The organism is Paraburkholderia sp. CNPSo 3281 (assembly GCF_024206515.1).
Taxonomy (GTDB): Bacteria; Pseudomonadota; Gammaproteobacteria; order Burkholderiales; family Burkholderiaceae; genus Paraburkholderia; species Paraburkholderia nodosa.
In genome coordinates, this window is sequence record NZ_JAMBPS010000029.1 from 38,056 (window position 1) to 55,047 (window position 16,992).

Annotated in this window: 11 protein-coding genes and 1 riboswitch; of the genes, 4 read left to right on the forward strand and 7 right to left on the reverse strand. The window is 66.8% G+C overall.

The window, feature by feature from the left end; translation table 11 throughout:
• Nucleotides 1-11: 11 nt before the first annotated feature.
• The 4 genes from thiE to M3I56_RS24935 all read right to left on the reverse strand — a co-directional run bounded on the left by thiE (nucleotide 12) and on the right by M3I56_RS24935 (nucleotide 3,405).
• Nucleotides 12-1,124 carry a thiamine phosphate synthase gene (gene thiE, locus M3I56_RS24920; RefSeq protein WP_254356221.1) on the reverse strand — a complete coding sequence of 371 codons (1,113 nt, stop codon included), beginning with the start codon at nucleotides 1,122-1,124 and terminating at the stop codon, nucleotides 12-14.
• The gene (locus M3I56_RS24925) at nucleotides 1,121-1,936 is read right to left on the reverse strand and encodes a thiazole synthase (RefSeq protein WP_254356222.1); all 816 of its coding nucleotides are present in this window, start codon (nucleotides 1,934-1,936) and stop codon (nucleotides 1,121-1,123) included. The genes thiE and M3I56_RS24925 overlap by 4 nt, the downstream gene beginning before the upstream one ends.
• Nucleotides 1,937-2,016: 80 nt before the next feature.
• Nucleotides 2,017-2,214, reverse strand: a complete 198-nt coding sequence (gene thiS, locus M3I56_RS24930) for a sulfur carrier protein ThiS (RefSeq protein ID WP_028206558.1) — start codon at nucleotides 2,212-2,214, stop codon at nucleotides 2,017-2,019.
• Nucleotides 2,215-2,256: 42 nt separating this feature from the next.
• A complete protein-coding gene (locus M3I56_RS24935; protein ID WP_254356223.1) occupies nucleotides 2,257-3,405 on the reverse strand; it encodes an FAD-dependent oxidoreductase in 1,149 nt (382 codons plus the stop codon).
• 257 nt (nucleotides 3,406-3,662) lie between these two features.
• Nucleotides 3,663-3,777, reverse strand: a riboswitch (TPP riboswitch).
• A gap of 311 nt (nucleotides 3,778-4,088) precedes the next feature.
• On the opposite strand from M3I56_RS24935, the gene M3I56_RS24940 reads away from it, so the two are divergent.
• The 4 genes from M3I56_RS24940 (at nucleotide 4,089) to M3I56_RS24955 (ending at nucleotide 9,525) form a co-directional block, all read left to right on the forward strand.
• On the forward strand, nucleotides 4,089-5,846 hold the full coding sequence (locus tag M3I56_RS24940) for an ABC transporter ATP-binding protein/permease (RefSeq protein ID WP_028206556.1): 1,758 nt from the start codon (nucleotides 4,089-4,091) through the stop codon (nucleotides 5,844-5,846).
• Nucleotides 5,843-6,610, forward strand: coding sequence for an SDR family oxidoreductase (locus tag M3I56_RS24945; protein ID WP_254356224.1), 768 nt, complete (start codon nucleotides 5,843-5,845; stop codon nucleotides 6,608-6,610). The genes M3I56_RS24940 and M3I56_RS24945 overlap by 4 nt, the downstream gene beginning before the upstream one ends.
• A gap of 277 nt (nucleotides 6,611-6,887) precedes the next feature.
• Complete coding sequence (locus M3I56_RS24950) at nucleotides 6,888-8,183, forward strand: MFS transporter (RefSeq protein ID WP_254356225.1); 1,296 nt, start codon at nucleotides 6,888-6,890, stop codon at nucleotides 8,181-8,183.
• A gap of 49 nt (nucleotides 8,184-8,232) precedes the next feature.
• Nucleotides 8,233-9,525, forward strand: coding sequence for a D-amino acid dehydrogenase (locus tag M3I56_RS24955; protein ID WP_254356226.1), 1,293 nt, complete (start codon nucleotides 8,233-8,235; stop codon nucleotides 9,523-9,525).
• 33 nt (nucleotides 9,526-9,558) lie between these two features.
• Here the strand turns inward: M3I56_RS24955 and thpR are convergent, their stop codons facing one another.
• From thpR to M3I56_RS24970, 3 genes are all read right to left on the reverse strand, one after another.
• Nucleotides 9,559-10,119 (reverse strand): RNA 2',3'-cyclic phosphodiesterase, encoded by a 561-nt coding sequence (gene thpR, locus M3I56_RS24960; RefSeq protein ID WP_254356227.1) that lies wholly within the window; start codon nucleotides 10,117-10,119, stop codon nucleotides 9,559-9,561.
• A gap of 182 nt (nucleotides 10,120-10,301) precedes the next feature.
• Nucleotides 10,302-11,768, reverse strand: coding sequence for a glutamate synthase subunit beta (locus tag M3I56_RS24965; protein WP_254356228.1), 1,467 nt, complete (start codon nucleotides 11,766-11,768; stop codon nucleotides 10,302-10,304).
• Between the two features lie 104 nt (nucleotides 11,769-11,872).
• The gene (locus M3I56_RS24970; RefSeq protein ID WP_254356229.1) at nucleotides 11,873-16,573 is read right to left on the reverse strand and encodes a glutamate synthase-related protein; all 4,701 of its coding nucleotides are present in this window, start codon (nucleotides 16,571-16,573) and stop codon (nucleotides 11,873-11,875) included.
• Nucleotides 16,574-16,992 lie beyond the last annotated feature (419 nt).

A 16,992-nucleotide genomic window follows, 5' to 3' on the forward strand; every position in this document is an offset into this window, starting at 1 on the left:
AGGGCGGACCATTATTGCGTAAACGCGTTGCGCAATGCAGCAACCGCGGCAGCCGGGTCGGCCGCCTCGGTCACGGCGCGCACTACCGCTGCGCTGCCAGCGCCCGTGGCGAGCACCTCGGGCAGCACATTGCCGTCGATGCCGCCGATCGCCACCATCGGCACGACGCCGTCCAGCAGCTTCACGTAGCGGGCGAGACGCGCGAGGCCCTGGGGCGCCGTGGGCATCGCCTTGGTCGTGGTGGCGAAGACGGCGCCGCACGCGAGGTAGCTCGGACGGAAATGAAGCGCCGTGAGCATCTCGAAGTAGCCGTGCGTCGAGAGGCCAAGACGCACGCCGGCCGCCGCGATCGCGCCGAGGTCGGCTTCGCGCAGATCTTCCTGGCCGAGGTGCACGCCATAAGCGCCGGCCGCGACGGCCTCCTGCCAGTGATCGTTGATGAAGAGCTGCGCGTCGTGCTTGCGGGCCGCCGCGACGCAGCGCTCGATTTCGCGCGTGAGCGCCGCAGACTTCGGCTGCTTGCTGCGCAGCTGCGCCGTCTTGACGCCGTAGTCGAGCACGCGTTCGACCCAGTCGGCCGTGGGCAGCACCGGATACAAGCCGAGCTTCGCGGGACACGGCGCGAACGGCAGCGCGGGCGCGGCGGGCAAGCCCAGCACGCGCGGAAAACGCTTGATGTCGACGGGCCAGGCGTCGCTCTGCTGCTCGTCGCCGTCGCGCCAGGCGAGCGCGAGCACGAGCGCGTCGTGCGGATCGAAGCCGCAGTCGAGGAACGCCGCCAGCGCCGGAATCCAGTCTTCCGCCAGTTCGCCCTCGAGCGCGTAACGCTCGCCGCCCAGATGCAGCGTGGCGCGCGCCGCCTTCGGGTTTTCGCCCGCGGCTTCGATCACGCCCGCGCCGTCGGTCATCCAGCGCGCGATATTGGCCAGATGCGGCGCCGCGTCGGTCACGATGATCAGATCGCCGCCGTTGGGGGCGTCGGGCGGCGTGAGACAGATGCGCCACGGTGCGTGCGTGGGCGGCCAGTCGCCCAGGCGCGCGCGGATGCGCTCCGCCGTTTCGGTGAGTTCGTCGGCGGGCGGCCAGAACAGTTCGCGGTTCTGCAGGCGCAGCGTTTCAGTCATCGCTTGTCTCCATCCTGGTGCCAGAAAGGCATGCCGACCACGGGCGTGCTGGCGACCGCCGCTTCGCGCTCGGCCATCGGTCCGGCGAGAAATGCGGCGCGCCCCGCCTCGACGCCCAGCGCGAACGCGCGCGCCATCGCCGCGGGGTGCGTGGCCTGCGAAACGGCTGTGTTGAGCAGCACGCCGTCGAAACCCCACTCCATCACCTGGCACGCGTGCGAAGGTACGCCCAGGCCCGCATCGACGATCAGCGGCACATCGGGCAAGCGCTCGCGCAGCACGCGCAAGCCGTAGGGGTTGATCACGCCCTTGCCGGTGCCGATCGGCGCGCCCCACGGCATGAGCGCCTCGCAGCCCGCGTCGAGCAGACGCCGGCCGATCACGAGATCCTCGGTGCAATACGGCAGCACCTTGAAGCCGTCCTTCACGAGGCGCGACGCGGCCTCGATCAGGCCGACCGGGTCGGGCTGCAGCGTGTAGTCGTCGCCGATCAGTTCGAGCTTGATCCAGTCGGTTTCGAAGACTTCGCGCGCCATGTGCGCCGTCGTTACCGCCTCGTTGACGGTGAGACAGCCGGCCGTATTCGGCAGGAGCGGCACACCGTGGCGCTTGAGCAGGTCGAAGAAGCCGGCTTCGGCGGTGCCCTCGTTCATCTGGCGGCGCAGCGCGACGGTGATCATGCCGGGGCGCGCGGCGGCCATCGAGTCGGCGAGCGACTGCAGCGAAGGATAACGCGACGTGCCGAGCAGCACGCGGCTCGCGAAGGTTTCGCCGTAGAGCGTGAGCGCGTCGGCGGTGGATGTGGTGGTCATGGGTAGGAATCCTTGGCGGTGTCGTGAACGCGCTCGCGATACATGCGATGCGCGCAACCGGTGGCTTGGGCGAGCGAGGCTCAGCCGCCGGCCACGGGGCTCACGACGTCGAGGCGGTCCCCCGCCTGGAGCGAGCGCGCGCCATGCTGGGTGCGCGCCACGAAATCGCCGTTCAGGGCGACGGCGAACGGCGGACGCGCGCCGAATGCGGCGAGCGCATCGGCGACAGTCGCGCCCTCGGGCAGCGTGATCGGCTTCTGGTTGATATGAATGTCCATGGCAAATACGTTCTCAAACTGCGGATTGTTTCTGGTGCGGCGTCAGGCCGGCTCGTGCGCGCCCTGCGCGTGCAGCATGTCGCCCCAGCGCGACGCGCGGCGCAGCGCCTCGAAGGAATCGGCATCGCTCACGCGGGCGTCGAGCAGCGCCTCGGCGAAGCGCGCGGCTTCGTCGGCGACTTCCGGCGCGATCATGAAGCCGTGCCGATAGAGGCCGTTCACGCGCAGCGTGGTCTTGCCGTCCCAGATAAGCGCCGGGCGATGGTCGGGCAGCGTCGGGCGGCACTGTGTGTTCAACTCGAGGATGCGCGCCTCGCCGAACGCCGGATGCACCGCAAACGCCGCGCTCAGCAGTTCGAGCGCCGAGCGCACGCTCACGGGCGAACGGTCCTCGCCTTCGATCTCGGTCGCGCCGATCACGAAGACATCGTGTTCCTTGGGCGCGATATAGAGCGGATAGCGCGGATGCAGGAGCCGCACCGGGCGCGTGAGCGTGATGCCCGGCGCGTGCACGCGCGCGACTTCGCCGCGAATGCCGCGCAAACCCGGCAGCGCAGGTTTGGCGCCCAGCCCGCGGCAGTCGATCGTCACGCGCGCAGGCGGCGGATTGGCCTCGTCGACCGTGGTGTGCCAGTGGGTTTGCACGCCGCGCGTGGCGAGCCCCGCCGCCAGTGCGGCCAGGGCCTGGCGATTGTCGAGCTGGCCTTCGCCTTCGAGCAGCCAGCCGTGCGCGAAGCGCCCGGCGAGCGCCGGTTCGGCGGCGTCGAGCTGCGCACCGGCGAGCGCGACGAAGTTTGCATCGGCGAGCGAACGCGGCGCGTTGGCGCGCACGCGGCGCTCGAAGAGCGGCGCTTCGGTGCGATCGGCGCTATGCCAGACCACGAGCGTGCCGTTGCGCTGGAAGAACACGGGCTCCGGCAGCTCGGCCAGGATGCGCGGCCAGGATTCGAGCGACGCGACGCCAAGCTCGGTGATGAGCAGTTCGGCGACGGCGGCCTCCGCGAGCGGCGCAAGCATGGCCGCCGCGACCCAGGCCGCGGCTTCGCCGCCTTCGGGGCCGCCGCGCTCGTAAAGCGCGACGCGATGGCCCTCGCCGGCCAGACGCCATGCGACGAGCCGGCCGCTCAGGCCGCCGCCGAGCACGGCGAAGTCGGGCACGCTGCCCACGTTAGGGTTGCGGGCGCGGCTCATGACGACGCTCCGTCACGCAAGGCGAACGCGATAAGAATCGGGGAACAAAGAGAATAGGCGGTCATCGTATCCTTTCCGTACGGCAGCAGCAGACGTACCCAAGGACGAAACCGGCTGGCAAGGCCGACCGTGGAGGCTATGCGGCGTAGACGGCCCTGTACAAAATTCGCGGAATTCGTACGAACCCATGCGCCCAAAGCGCAGCCCGGCGGGAAACCTGGCGCCCCCTCCTTGAAAAAACCAGGCTGGGCGCCGGCCAAGACTTTCTGGAAACTTCCCGCGCCGGTATTACCCGGATCGGGTGCAAAGGGTTTCTCTCAGCCTCACTGGCGGCATGCCCGGCATACCGGTGAAGCACCCCTGTTTCGTCAACGACGATTAGACCACAAAACGCGCGCGGCCCGCAAACCTCGGCGGAGCCGGGGGTGCTGGTCTGGCACAATGCCCTGAACCCGCCTCTTTCGCCTCGCAGGCCCGCGCGGTGAGACAATGGGCGCCACGCTACGGCGGCGCCGGCGTGCGCTTTTGCCTCCACGCCAGGCGCCAGTTTTGACTCCGCCTGTGCCCCGTTAAGACTCACTTAAGCGCCCGACGACAGAATCGCTGCAAAAATCGCTGCAACGCTGCCGCCGTGCGGCGCGCAGCGCATGCCCCCAGCGGGCCGCCACACCTTCAGGACGCACATGACCAACCAACCTGCCCGCGCCACGCCCGATCAGAACGAGCATCAGAAGATCACCGCGTGGAGCCTGATCAAGCCCTACTGGGTCTCCGAGGAACGCTGGATCGCCTGGGGCCTGCTCGTCGCGATCATCGTGATGAACCTGCTCGTCGTGTGGATCAACGTGCGCCTGAACGGCTGGAGCGCGGAGTTCTACAACGCGTTGCAGGCCAAGGACGTCAAGCGCTTCCCGCCGCTGTTGATGACCTTCACCGAACTGGCGTTCGGCTTCATCATCCTCGCGGTGTATGGCCGCTATCTGCGTCAGATGCTCGGCTTTCGCTGGCGTCAGTGGCTCACCACCCGCTTCCTGAGCGAGTGGCTCGGCAAGGGCGCGTTCTACCGCATCGAGCGCGACCGCCTCGCCGACAACCCCGACCAGCGGATCAGCGACGACCTCCAGTCGTTCGCCACGACCACGCTCTCGCTCACGCTCGACCTGCTCTCCACGGTCGTCACGCTGATCTCGTTCATCACGATCCTGTGGACGCTCGCGGGCGCGCTCACGGTCACGCTGGGCGGCCAGCCGCTCGCGATTCCGGGCTACATGGTCTGGGCTGCCGCGCTCTATGCGGTGTTCGGCTCGCTCGTGATCCAGAAGGTCGGCCACCCGCTCGTGTCGATCAACTACCAGCAACAAAAGGTGGAAGCGGACTTCCGCTTCGGCCTGATCCGCCTGCGCGAAAACGCCGAGCAGATCGCCCTCTACGACGGCATGGACACCGAGCGCGGCAACGCGCAAGGCCTCTTCGCGCACATCAAGGACAACTGGTGGCGCGTGATGAAGTACACGAAGCGCCTCACCTTCGTGCTGAGCTTCTACGGCCAGATCGCCATCATCTTCCCGCTCGTGGTGGCCGCGCCGCGCTACTTCGCGGGCGCCTTCACGTTCGGCGTGCTGATGCAGATCTCGCAGGCGTTCGGCACCGTGAGCGACTCGTTCTCGTGGTTCATCAACAGTTACTCCACGCTGGTCGAATGGCGCGCTACCGTGAATCGTCTGCGCGAATTCGTGCGTGTCGTGCACTCGCCGCGCCTGAAGGAATCGGTCTCGCCCGCCACCGAGCATGGCGGCATCAACCTGCACTTCATCGACAACAACGAACTCGCCACCGAACATCTCAAGCTCTCGCTGCCCAACGGCACGCCGCTCTCCGAAGTGCGCGACATCGCCATCAAGCCGGGCTCGCGCTGGCTCGTGCGCGGCCCCTCGGGCGCGGGCAAGAGCACGCTGATACGCGCGCTCGCGGGCCTCTGGCCATTCGGCGAGGGCTCGATCGACGCGCCTGTGGATGCGCGCATGATGTTCATCCCGCAGCAGAGCTATCTGCCCATCGGCACGCTCAAGGCGGCGCTCACCTACCCTTCGCCCGCCGACGACTACAGCGACGAAGACTGCCGCGAAGCGCTGCGCGCCTGCCGCCTCGAAGAGTACATGGATCGTCTCGCCGAATCGGCGCACTGGTCGCGCGTGCTCTCGCCGGGCGAGCAGCAACGCCTCGCGGGCGCGCGCGTACTGCTGCACAAGCCCGACTATCTGTTCCTCGACGAAGCGACGAGCGCGCTCGATCCCGACAACGAAAGCCGGCTCTACAAGCTGTTCATGGAGCGCCTGCCGAAAGCGGCGATCGTGAGCGTCGCCCACCGCGAGTCGCTCGCGGCGTACCACCACGACACGCTCGAGATCGAGCGCATGCCCGAAGAGCGGGTTGCCGCGTGAGCGCAAGCGCGGCGCGCGTCGTGCTGATCACGGGCGCGGGCTCGGGTATCGGCGCAGCGCTCGCGCGGCGCATCGCGGCGCCTCGCACGGCGTTGATGCTGCACGCACGCGGCGCGGATGACGCGTCGCGCGCCCGGCTCGCCGCCGTCGCCGCCGAGTGCGAGCAGCACGGCTCGACCTGCGCCACCGCGTGCGGCGATCTCGTGCAGGCCGGCCAGGCGAGCGCACTCGTGGACGCCACGCTCGCGCACTTCGGCACGCTCGACCAGCTGGTCGCCAACGCCGGGCATGCGCAGCGCCAGACGCTCGCCGCGCTCGACGCCGCGTCGCTCGAAGGCGCATTCGCGGCCATGCCCGCCGCGTTCGCGGCGCTTGTGCAACGCGCGCAGCCGGCGCTGGAACGCTCGGCGCGCGCCCGCGTGGTCGCGCTGAGTTCGCTCGTCGCGCACCGCTACCGCGTCGGCGCGCCGTTCGCCGCCACCGCCGCCGCGAAGGCCGCGCTCGAATCGCTGGCGAAAACCGCCGCGGCGGAGCTGGCGCCGCACGGCGTGACCGTGAACTGCGTCGCGCCCGGCTATACGCGCAAGGATAAGGGTCCCACGCCGGAAAACGCGCCGGTGTGGGAGCGCGCGGCGCAGGAAACGCCGCTCGGCCACGTGGCGGATCCCGCCGATGTCGCCGAACTCATCGCCTTCCTGCTCTCGGACGCCGCGCGCCACATCACCGGCCAGGTGATTCATGTCGATGGCGGGCTCACGCTCTAGCGCCGTGCGGTTCCCACGCGCCATCGTTCGCTCGCTAGCGAACTAAATATCGGAATACAACGATAGCGGGCGCCAAAAATTGCCCCTCGCCTCAGCACGGTTTCGCACCGTAAAATACCCCTCCAGCACACCGGAGACGGGCGGCGTCGCACCGCGCAGCCCGCCAGCGTCAAGCGCACACGCCACCCAACGCGTCTGCGCGAGCCGGGTCGCAAGCGCCGCACGCGCCGCTCACCCGGTTCGTTGCGCGCACAACAAATATGGGGGAAGACACGCGATGGGCTACTTTCACTGGTTCACCGAGTTGAACGCGCGCGAGCGGCGCACGCTCTACGCGGGATTCGGCGGCTACGCCGTCGACGCGTTCGACTTCATGATCTACTCGTTCCTGATCCCGACGCTCATCGCGACCTGGGGCATGACCAAGGGCGAGGCCGGCATGATCGCGACCAGCTCGCTGATCTCGTCGGCGATCGGCGGCTGGCTCGCCGGCATCCTCGCCGACCGCTACGGCCGCGTGCGCGTGCTGCAGTGGACCATCGCCACCTTCGCGCTCTTCACCTGCCTCTCCGGCTTCACGCATTCGTTCTGGCAACTGCTCGCCACGCGCACGCTGCAGGGCATCGGCTTTGGCGGCGAATGGACGGTCGTCACGATGATGATGGCCGAAACGATCCGCTCGCCGCAGCATCGCGCCAAGGCCGTGGGCACGGTGCAGAGCAGCTGGTCGTTCGGCTGGGGCGCGGCCGCCATCCTGTACTGGGCCTTCTTCGCCCTGCTACCCGAGGAATACGCGTGGCGCGCGTGCTTCTGGATCGGCATCGTGCCTGCGCTCTGGATTCTCTATGTGCGCCGCAACGTGAGCGACCCCGACGTGTTCGTCGCCACGCGCCGCGCGCGCGATAGCGGCGCGATGCAAAGCCACTTCATGCAGATCTTCGCACCCGCGCATCTGGCCACCACGCTGCTCGGCAGCGCGCTGTGCACCGGCATGCTCGGCGGCTACTACGCGATCACCACCTGGCTGCCCACCTACCTGAAGACGGTGCGCCACCTTTCGGTGTTCAACACGAGCGGCTACCTGATCGTGCTGATCGTCGGCTCGTTCACGGGCTATATCGTCGGCGCGATCCTGTGCGACAAGATCGGCCGGCGCGCCTCGTTCATCCTGTTCGCCATCGGCTCGTTTGCGCTCGGCATGGCCTACACGATGCTGCCGATCACCGACACCGCCATGCTCCTGCTCGGCTTTCCGCTCGGCATCGTCGTGCAAGGCATTTTCGCGGGCGTCGGCGCGTATCTCTCGGAGCTCTACCCGAACGCGATCCGCGGCTCGGGCCAGGGCTTCTGCTACAACCTCGGGCGCGGGCTCGGCTCGTTTTTCCCCATTCTCGTGGGCACGTTCGCGCAGACCATCTCGCTCGTGAAGGCGATCGGCATGGTGGCCGGCGCGGGCTATCTGCTCGTGATCGTCGCGGCGCTGTGCCTGCCGGAGACGAAGGGCAAGGTGCTGAGCGAGGAAGCGCCTGCTGCCGGAAGCGAGCGAGCGTCTGCGGAGTCCACTGCACGATGAGCGCGAACATGCTGCAATACCGAGCGTCCCTCCCTGTTGTGCGACCGGCATGAAAACGATCGTCCTCGGCGCCGGTGTGATCGGCGTCGCTACTGCGTACTATCTGAGCGAACGAGGCTGCGACGTCACGGTCGTCGAACGGGAACCGGGCGTCGCGCTCGGCACGAGCTTCGGCAACGCCGGTGTCATCGCGCCCGGCTATGTCACGCCGTGGGCCGCGCCCGGCATGCCCGCGAAGCTCATCAAATATCTGTTCAAGCCCACCTCGCCGCTCATCTTCCGGCCCACGCTCGACGCTGCGCAGTGGCACTGGATCGCGCGCTGGCTGCGCGAATGCGATCTCGCGCGCTTTCGCGTGAACAAGCAGCGCATGCAGCGCATCGCCTATTACAGCCGCGAATGCCTGCACGCGTTTCGCGCCACGCACGCGTTCGAGTACGGGCGCAGCCAGGGCTATCTCCAGCTCTTTCGCAGCGACTACGACCTCGAACTCGCGCAACCGGCGCTCGGCGTGCTGCGCGATGCGGGCATCGTCTATCGCGAACTCGATGCCGGCGACTGCGCACGCTTCACGCGCGAACTGCGCTCCGTATGCGAAGCACGCGGCGTCACGTTTCTGTTCGATACCGAAGTGCTCGCGCTCGAAGCCGCGGGCGGCAAGGTGAACGGCGTGCGCGTACGCGCGGTGCCCGGCCGGCGCACGGCGAACAACCGCCGCGAGCTGCGGGTGCAGCGACGCGAGGAACGCCGCGCGCCCGCCCAGGTGCTGCGCCCCGCCGACCTGAACGAGGTGGCCGATAGCGAACCGCACACGCTCGCCGCCGACGCCGTGGTGGTCGCACTGGGCGTGGAGAGCGCGGCGCTCGTCGCGCCGCTTGGCGTGCGCGTGCCGCTGTATCCGGTGAAAGGCTATTCGGCCACGCTGCCCGTGGTCGACGAGCAGAAGGCCCCGCGCGCCGCGCTCATGGACGAGTCGCTCAAGACGGCGATCACGCGCTTCGGCCCGTATCTGCGTGTGGCGGGGACGGCGGAGCTGGGCGACCACCGCGCGACGCTGCGCGAGCAGGCGCTGCAAACGCTCATGAAGGTGCTCGACGACTGGTTCCCGCACGCCGCGACGCCTTCGTCGGCGCAATTCTGGGTGGGGCGCCGCCCGATGGTGCCGGACGGCGCGCCGCTGCTCGGCACGTCGGGCGTGGATGGCCTGTGGCTGAACGTCGGGCACGGCTCGACGGGCTGGGCGATGTCGATGGGTTCGGGCCGCGTGCTCGCGGACCTCGTCACGCAGCGCTCGCCGGAAATCGATCTCGATGGATTGACGCTGGCGCGGTATCGCCACTAAGCGTCGGTCAAGACTGCAACGCGCGACGACGCCTCAAGCGAGCGCGACGCTCGCCAACGCCTCGTAGCGCGCGCCCTGCCTCGCCAGCGTGCTCGAATACAGCACCAGCGACTCGAAGCGCAACGGCGGCAGCGCTTCCCCGCCGCTTGCCGCCGGTGCGCCGACGGCGTCGCGCGCGAACCGCGCGAGCGTCACGTGCGGGCGGAACGCTCGCGCGTCGAGCGGCAATCCCACGTCTCCCATGAGTGAGCGCACGCGCCAGTCGAGCGCCGTGAAGGCATCCGACATCGCGAGCACGGCCACCATCAGGCGCGGATGCGCGCGTCCCGGCCAGCATTCGATATGCGTGACCTGCGCGGGCGGGAGGAGCGGCGCGTGCTCGGCGAGCCGCCGCGAGAGCGCGTGCCCCTGGTCGAACGACATCGCGCCGATGAACGTCACTGTCAGATGGAGTTGCGCATAGGGCACGCGCCGCGCATTGGGCGGCACGTCCAGCGCGGCGAGCGCATCGCGCGACGCCGCAGTGGGCGAAAGCGCGATGAAGCAGCGCCGCCATTGCTGCGTGTCACGATCGGTCTCGCGGGCTTCGGACATGATCGGCGGGCCTCGTTCGGTCGGGCAATCGCGTCATGGTAATCCTCTCACGCGAGGCGCGCGCCCATGCAAACCCGCAGCACGGACGTAAAAAAGCCGGGTCACCCTCGCGGTGCCCGGCTTCGGTCGTTGCGTCTCCTGCCGTCTCCCGTGCGTCCCGTCGAATTCGGGGCACACTGGATTTAACGCGGCAGCTCCGAGCCGCCCATCAGGTACGCATCGACGGAGCGCGCGCACTGACGGCCCTCACGGATCGCCCACACCACGAGCGACTGGCCGCGGCGCATGTCGCCAGCGGTGAAGACCTTATCGACCGACGTGTAGTACGCCTTCTCGCCTTCGGTCGAGGCACGCACGTTGCCGCGCGCATCCTTCTCGACGCCGAATGCTTCGAGCACCGGCGAAAGCGGCTGCGTGAAGCCCATGGCGAGCAGCACGAGATCGGCCTTCATCTCGAATTCCGAGCCCGGCACTTCGACCATCTTGCCGTCCTTCCACTCCACGCGCGCGGCGATCAGCTTCTCGATCTTGCCGTTCTTGCCTTCGAGGCGCTTGGTCGCCACCGCCCAGTCGCGCGAACAGCCTTCGTCGTGCGATGACGACGTGCGCAGCTTGATCGGCCAGTACGGCCACACGAGCGGCTTGTTCTCTTCCTCGGGCGGCTGCGGCAGCAGTTCGAACTGCGTGACGCTCTTCGCGCCATGACGGTTCGAGGTGCCCACGCAGTCGGAACCGGTATCGCCGCCGCCGATCACGACCACGTGCTTGCCCTTGGCGAGCAGCTGGTTCGGCAGCTTGTCGCCGGCGTTGACCTTGTTCTGCTGCGGCAGGAACTCCATGGCGTAGTAGATGCCTTCGAGTTCGCGGCCCGGCACAGGCAGATCACGCGGCGTTTCCGAGCCGCCTGCGATCACCACGGCGTCGAACTGCTCTTTCAGTTCGTCCGGCGAGAGGGTTTCCTTCGCCGTGTTGCCGATGTACGCAGGCAGCTCGCCACGGCCGATGAACACGTTGGTGCGGAACGTCACGCCTTCGGCTTCCATCTGGCGCATGCGGCGGTCGATCAGCCACTTCTCCAGCTTGAAGTCGGGGATGCCGTAGCGCAGCAGGCCGCCGACGCGGTCGTTCTTCTCGAACACCGTCACGTCGTGACCGGCGCGTGCAAGCTGTTGTGCGGCGGCGAGGCCCGCGGGGCCCGAACCGACCACGGCAACCTTCTTGCCCGTCTTGTGCTTCGCGACTTGCGGCGCGACCCAGCCTTCGGCCCAGGCCTTGTCGATGATCGCGTGCTCGATCGACTTGATGCCTACGGGATCGTCGTTGATGCCGAGGGTGCACGCCGCTTCGCACGGCGCCGGGCAGATACGGCCCGTGAACTCGGGGAAATTGTTCGTGGAATGCAGGACGTCGATCGCGCTCTTCCAGTCCTGGCGGAACACGAGGTCGTTGAAGTCCGGAATGATGTTGTTGACCGGGCAGCCGTTGTTGCAGAACGGGATGCCGCAGTCCATGCAGCGTGCGCCCTGGATCTTCGCGTCGGCGTCGGAGAGCGCCGCCACGAATTCCTTGTAGTGCTTCACGCGCGTAAGCGGTGCTTCGTACGCCTCATGCTGGCGCTCGAACTCGAGAAAACCGGTTGCCTTACCCATAGGGTTCTCGTCTATCTCTATCTATTCGGTGAGGGGACCGCGCCCGCCGCCGCTTCAGTGAGCGCGGCGGGCGCTTCGTCTTCGTTCAGTCGTCGTCGCGGGAATCAGGCGGCCAGTTCTTCCTGGCTCGCCTTCTTCGCGCCGAGTTCGGTCAGTGCGCGCTTGTATTCCGTCGGGAACACCTTCACGAACTGGCGGCGCGCCGCATCCCAGTTTTCGAGCAGCGCCTTGGCGCGCGTCGAGCCCGTGAACTGGAAGTGACGCTCGACGAGTCCCTTGAGCAGCGCTTCGTCGGTCTGACCCGTGTGCCACAGCGCGCGGTCCACGGTGCGCTCCTGTTCGGCCTGTTGCAGAACCGGGTCGAGCGCAACCATCGACCTGTTGCACTTGTTGGCAAAGGAGCCGTCCGGGTCGTACACGTAGGCGATACCGCCCGACATGCCCGCCGCGAAGTTACGGCCCGTTTCGCCGAGCACGAGCACCGTGCCGCCCGTCATGTATTCGCAGCCGTGGTCGCCCGTGCCTTCGACAACCGCCGTCGCGCCCGAGTTACGCACCGCGAAACGCTCGCCCGCCACACCGCGCAGGAAGGCTTCGCCTTCGAGTGCGCCGTACATCACCGTGTTGCCGCAGATGATGTTTTCTTCGGACTTGCCGCGGAAGTCGTTGGTCGGACGGATGATGATGCGGCCGCCCGAGAGGCCCTTGCCGACATAGTCGTTGCCGTCGCCCACGAGGTCCAGCGTGATGCCGCGTGCGAGGAACGCGCCGAAGCTCTGCCCCGCTGTGCCCTTCAACTGGATGTGGATCGTGTCTTCCGGCAGACCGTCGTGGCCGTACTTCTTCGCGACGACGCCCGAGAGCATCGCGCCGACCGTGCGGTTCACGTTGCGCACCGGCTGGATGAACGAGACGTGCTCGCCCGTTTCGATCGCGGCCTTTGCCTTCTCGATCAGCGTGTGATCGAGCGCGCGGTCCAGACCGTGGTCTTGCGACTCCACGTGCATACGCGCGACTTCGGCGCCCACTTGCGGCTGGTAGAACACGCGCGAGAAGTCGAGACCCTTCGCCTTCCAGTGCTCCACACCACGGCGCGTATCGAGCAGATCCGCGCGGCCGACCAGATCGTCGAACTTGCGGATACCCAGTTGCGCCATGATTTCGCGCACTTCTTCAGCGATGAAGAAGAAGAAGTTGACGACGTGCTCAGGCTGGCCCGAGAACTTCGCGCGCAGCACCGGATCTTGCGTCGCCACGCCAACCGGGCAGGTGTTCAGGTGGCACTTGCGCATCATGATGCAGCCCTGGACGACGAGCGGCGCCGTCGCAAAGCCGAATTCATCCGCGCCGAGCAGCGCGCCGATCACCACGTCGCGGCCCGTCTTCATCTGGCCGTCGGCCTGCACGCGGATACGGCCGCGCAACTGGTTCAGCACCAGGGTCTGCTGCGTTTCCGCCAGACCGAGTTCCCACGGCGTGCCGGCGTGCTTGAGCGACGAGAGCGGCGAGGCGCCCGTGCCGCCATCGTGACCGGCGATCACGACGTGGTCGGCCTTGGCCTTCGCCACGCCGGCTGCCACCGTGCCCACGCCCACTTCCGACACCAGCTTCACCGAGATCGACGAAACCGGGTTCACGTTCTTCAGATCGTGAATGAGCTGCGCCAGGTCTTCGATCGAGTAGATGTCGTGGTGCGGCGGCGGGGAGATGAGGCCTACGCCCGGCACCGAGTAACGCAGCTTGCCGATGTACTCGGAAACCTTGTGGCCCGGCAGCTGACCGCCTTCGCCCGGCTTCGCGCCCTGCGCCATCTTGATCTGGATCTGGTCCGCCGACGACAGGTACTCCGCCGACACGCCGAAGCGGCCCGACGCCACCTGCTTGATCTTCGAACGCAGCGAGTCGCCATCCTTGAGCGGGATGTCCTTCACGACTTCCGGTCCGATGATCGACTGCATCGTGTCGCCGTTCTTGATCGGAATGCCGCGCAGTTCGTTGCGGTAGCGCTTCTCGTCTTCGCCGCCTTCACCCGTGTTCGACTTGCCGCCGATGCGGTTCATCGCGACGGCGAGCGTGGCGTGCGCTTCCGTGCTGATCGAGCCGAGCGACATCGCGCCCGTGGCGAAACGCTTGACGATTTCCTTGGCGGCCTCGACGTCGTCGATCGAGATCGCGCGCGCCGGGTCGAGGCGGAATTCGAACAGACCGCGGAACGTCATGTGGCGCTTCGTCTGATCGTTGATCAGGTGCGCGTATTCCTTGTACGTCTGGTACGAGTTGCTGCGTGCCGAGTGCTGGAGCTTGGCGATCGCGTCCGGCGTCCACATGTGGTCTTCGCCGCGCACGCGGTAGGCGTATTCGCCGCCCGCGTCGAGCATGTTGGCGAGAACCGGGTTATCGCCGAATGCGTCGCGGTGCAGACGGATCGCTTCTTCAGCCACTTCGAACAGGCCAATGCCGCCCACCTTCGAGGCCGTCCCCTTGAAGTACTTGGCGATGAGATCGTCAGCCAGACCGACGGCTTCGAAAATCTGCGCGCCCGTGTACGACATGTACGTGGAGATGCCCATTTTCGACATCACCTTGAGCAGGCCCTTGCCCACTGCCTTGGTGAAGTTGTAGACGGCCTTCTCGCCCGACAGGTCGCCCTTCAGGCCCTGCGCCATTTGCGCGAGCGTTTCCATCGCGAGGTACGGGTGCACGGCTTCCGCGCCGAAACCGGCGAGCAGCGCGAAGTGGTGCGTTTCACGCGCCGAACCCGTTTCCACGACGAGACCCGTGCTCGTGCGCAGACCGTGCTGCACGAGGTGCGAGTGGATCGCCGAGGTGGCGAGCAGCGCCGGAATCGCGACGTTGTCGCGGTCCGCGCGGCGGTCCGACACGATCAGGATGTTGTAGCCCGACCTGACCGCATCGACGGCTTCCGCGCACAGCGACGCGAGACGCGCTTCGATGCCTTCCTTGCCCCAGGCCACCGGGTAGCAGATGTTCAGCTCGTAGCTGCTGAACTTGCCGCCCGTGTACTGCTCGATCGCGCGGATCTTCGCGATGTCCTTGAAGTCGAGCACCGGCTGCGACACTTCGAGGCGCATCGGCGGGTTGATGTTGTTGGTGTCGAGCAGGTTCGGCTTCGGGCCGATGAACGACACGAGCGACATCACCATGTTTTCGCGGATGGGGTCGATCGGCGGGTTCGTGACCTGCGCGAACAGCTGCTTGAAGTAGTTGTAGAGCGTCTTGTTCTTGTTGGACATGACCGCCAGCGGCGAGTCGTTGCCCATCGAACCGACCGCCTCTTCACCCGACATCGCCATCGGCGCCATCAGGAACTTGAGGTCTTCCTGCGTGTAGCCGAACGCCTGCTGACGGTCGAGCAGCGCAGCGGCTTCGGCGCGCGCGGTCGCGACGTCTTCCGCCTTCGGCTCGATCTCGTCGAGCTTGATGCGCACGGCGTCGATCCAGCTCTTGTACGGCTTGGCGTTGGCGAGGTTGTCCTTGAGTTCCTTGTCGTCGATGATGCGGCCGTGTTCCATGTCGATCAGGAACATCTTGCCCGGCTGCAGACGCCACTTCTTGACGATCTTCGACTCGGGGATCGGCAACGTGCCGGCTTCCGACGCCATGATGACCAGGTCGTCGTCCGTGACGATATAGCGCGCCGGACGCAGACCGTTACGGTCGAGCGTCGCGCCGATCTGGCGGCCGTCGGTGAACGCGATCGCCGCGGGGCCGTCCCACGGCTCCATCATCGCGGCGTGGTATTCGTAGAACGCCTTGCGGTTCTCGTCCATCAGCGTGTGCTGTTCCCAGGCTTCCGGGATCATCATCATCATCGCGTGGACGAGCGGGTAGCCCGCCATCACCAGCAGTTCGAGACAGTTGTCGAACGATGCCGTGTCGGACTGGCCCGGATAGATCAGCGGCCAGAGCTTCGGCAGGTCGTCGCCGAGCATGTGCGAGGCGATCGCGCCGGTACGGGCGTTCAGCCAGTTCACGTTGCCCTTCACGGTGTTGATTTCACCGTTGTGGGCGATCATGCGGTACGGGTGAGCCAGCTCCCACGCCGGGAACGTGTTGGTCGAGAAGCGCTGGTGCACGAGCGCCAGTGCCGAGACCACGCGCTCGTCCTGCAGGTCGCGGTAGTACACGCCAACCTGGCCGGCGAGCAGCAGGCCCTTGTAGACGACCGTGCGCGCCGAGCACGACGGCACGAAGTATTCCTTGCCGTGCTTGAGCTTGAGCGCCTGAATGCGGTGGCTCGCGGTCTTGCGGATGATGTACAGCTTGCGCTCGAGCGCGTCCGTGACCATCACGTCCTTGCCGCGGCCGATGAAGATCTGGCGGATCAGCGGCTCGCTCGCCTTCACCGTGGGCGAGATCGGCATGGCGTGATCGACCGGCACGTCGCGCCAGCCCAGCACGACCTGGCCTTCGGCGCGCACCGTGCGCTCGAGCTCCTGCTCGCATGCGAGACGCGAGGCGTGTTCCTTCGGCAGGAAGATCATGCCGACGCCGTATTCGCCGAACGGCGGCAGCGTCACGCCCTGCTTGGCCATCTCTTCGCGGTAGAACGCGTCCGGAATCTGGATCAGGATGCCCGCGCCGTCGCCCATCAGCGGATCGGCGCCCACGGCGCCCCGGTGGTCGAGGTTCTCGAGAATCTTCAGGCCTTGCTGAATGATTTCGTGGCTCTTCTTGCCCTTGATGTGGGCGACGAAGCCGACGCCACAGGCGTCGTGTTCGTTTTGCGGGTCATAGAGACCTTGCGCGGCGGGCACCGCGGCGCGCTGCTGGTGATCGTTCATGGGGACACCGTCAGAGTGGGGCTGTTGCCAGCCGTTGAATCCATTTTCTTGATTTACGCCGCTTGCGTGACCGCTGTACGGCGTTGCGCGGGGTATTACATGCTTCCCGCGTTATGCGCCCAGGAGAGCCGAAAGGCGAATATACGCGACGAATCAAGGGGATGCAAATAAAACGTGATGTTCGAACCCCAATTATCGAGTTGGTGCATCCGCACATTTTTTTATTGGGGTCATATTCAATTTGAGCAAAAGAAAACGGCATCCGGAGATGCCGTTTATTTCGTAAACATTTGATCCGAAAGCAATCAGTGGGTGCCAGTGCCCGGCTTGCGCTCCTCGTGTTCCGAACTCGAACCGGAGGAGCCACCGCTGCCGGAGCCCTGCGAACCACCGGATTGGCCACTTGAGCTACCCGGATT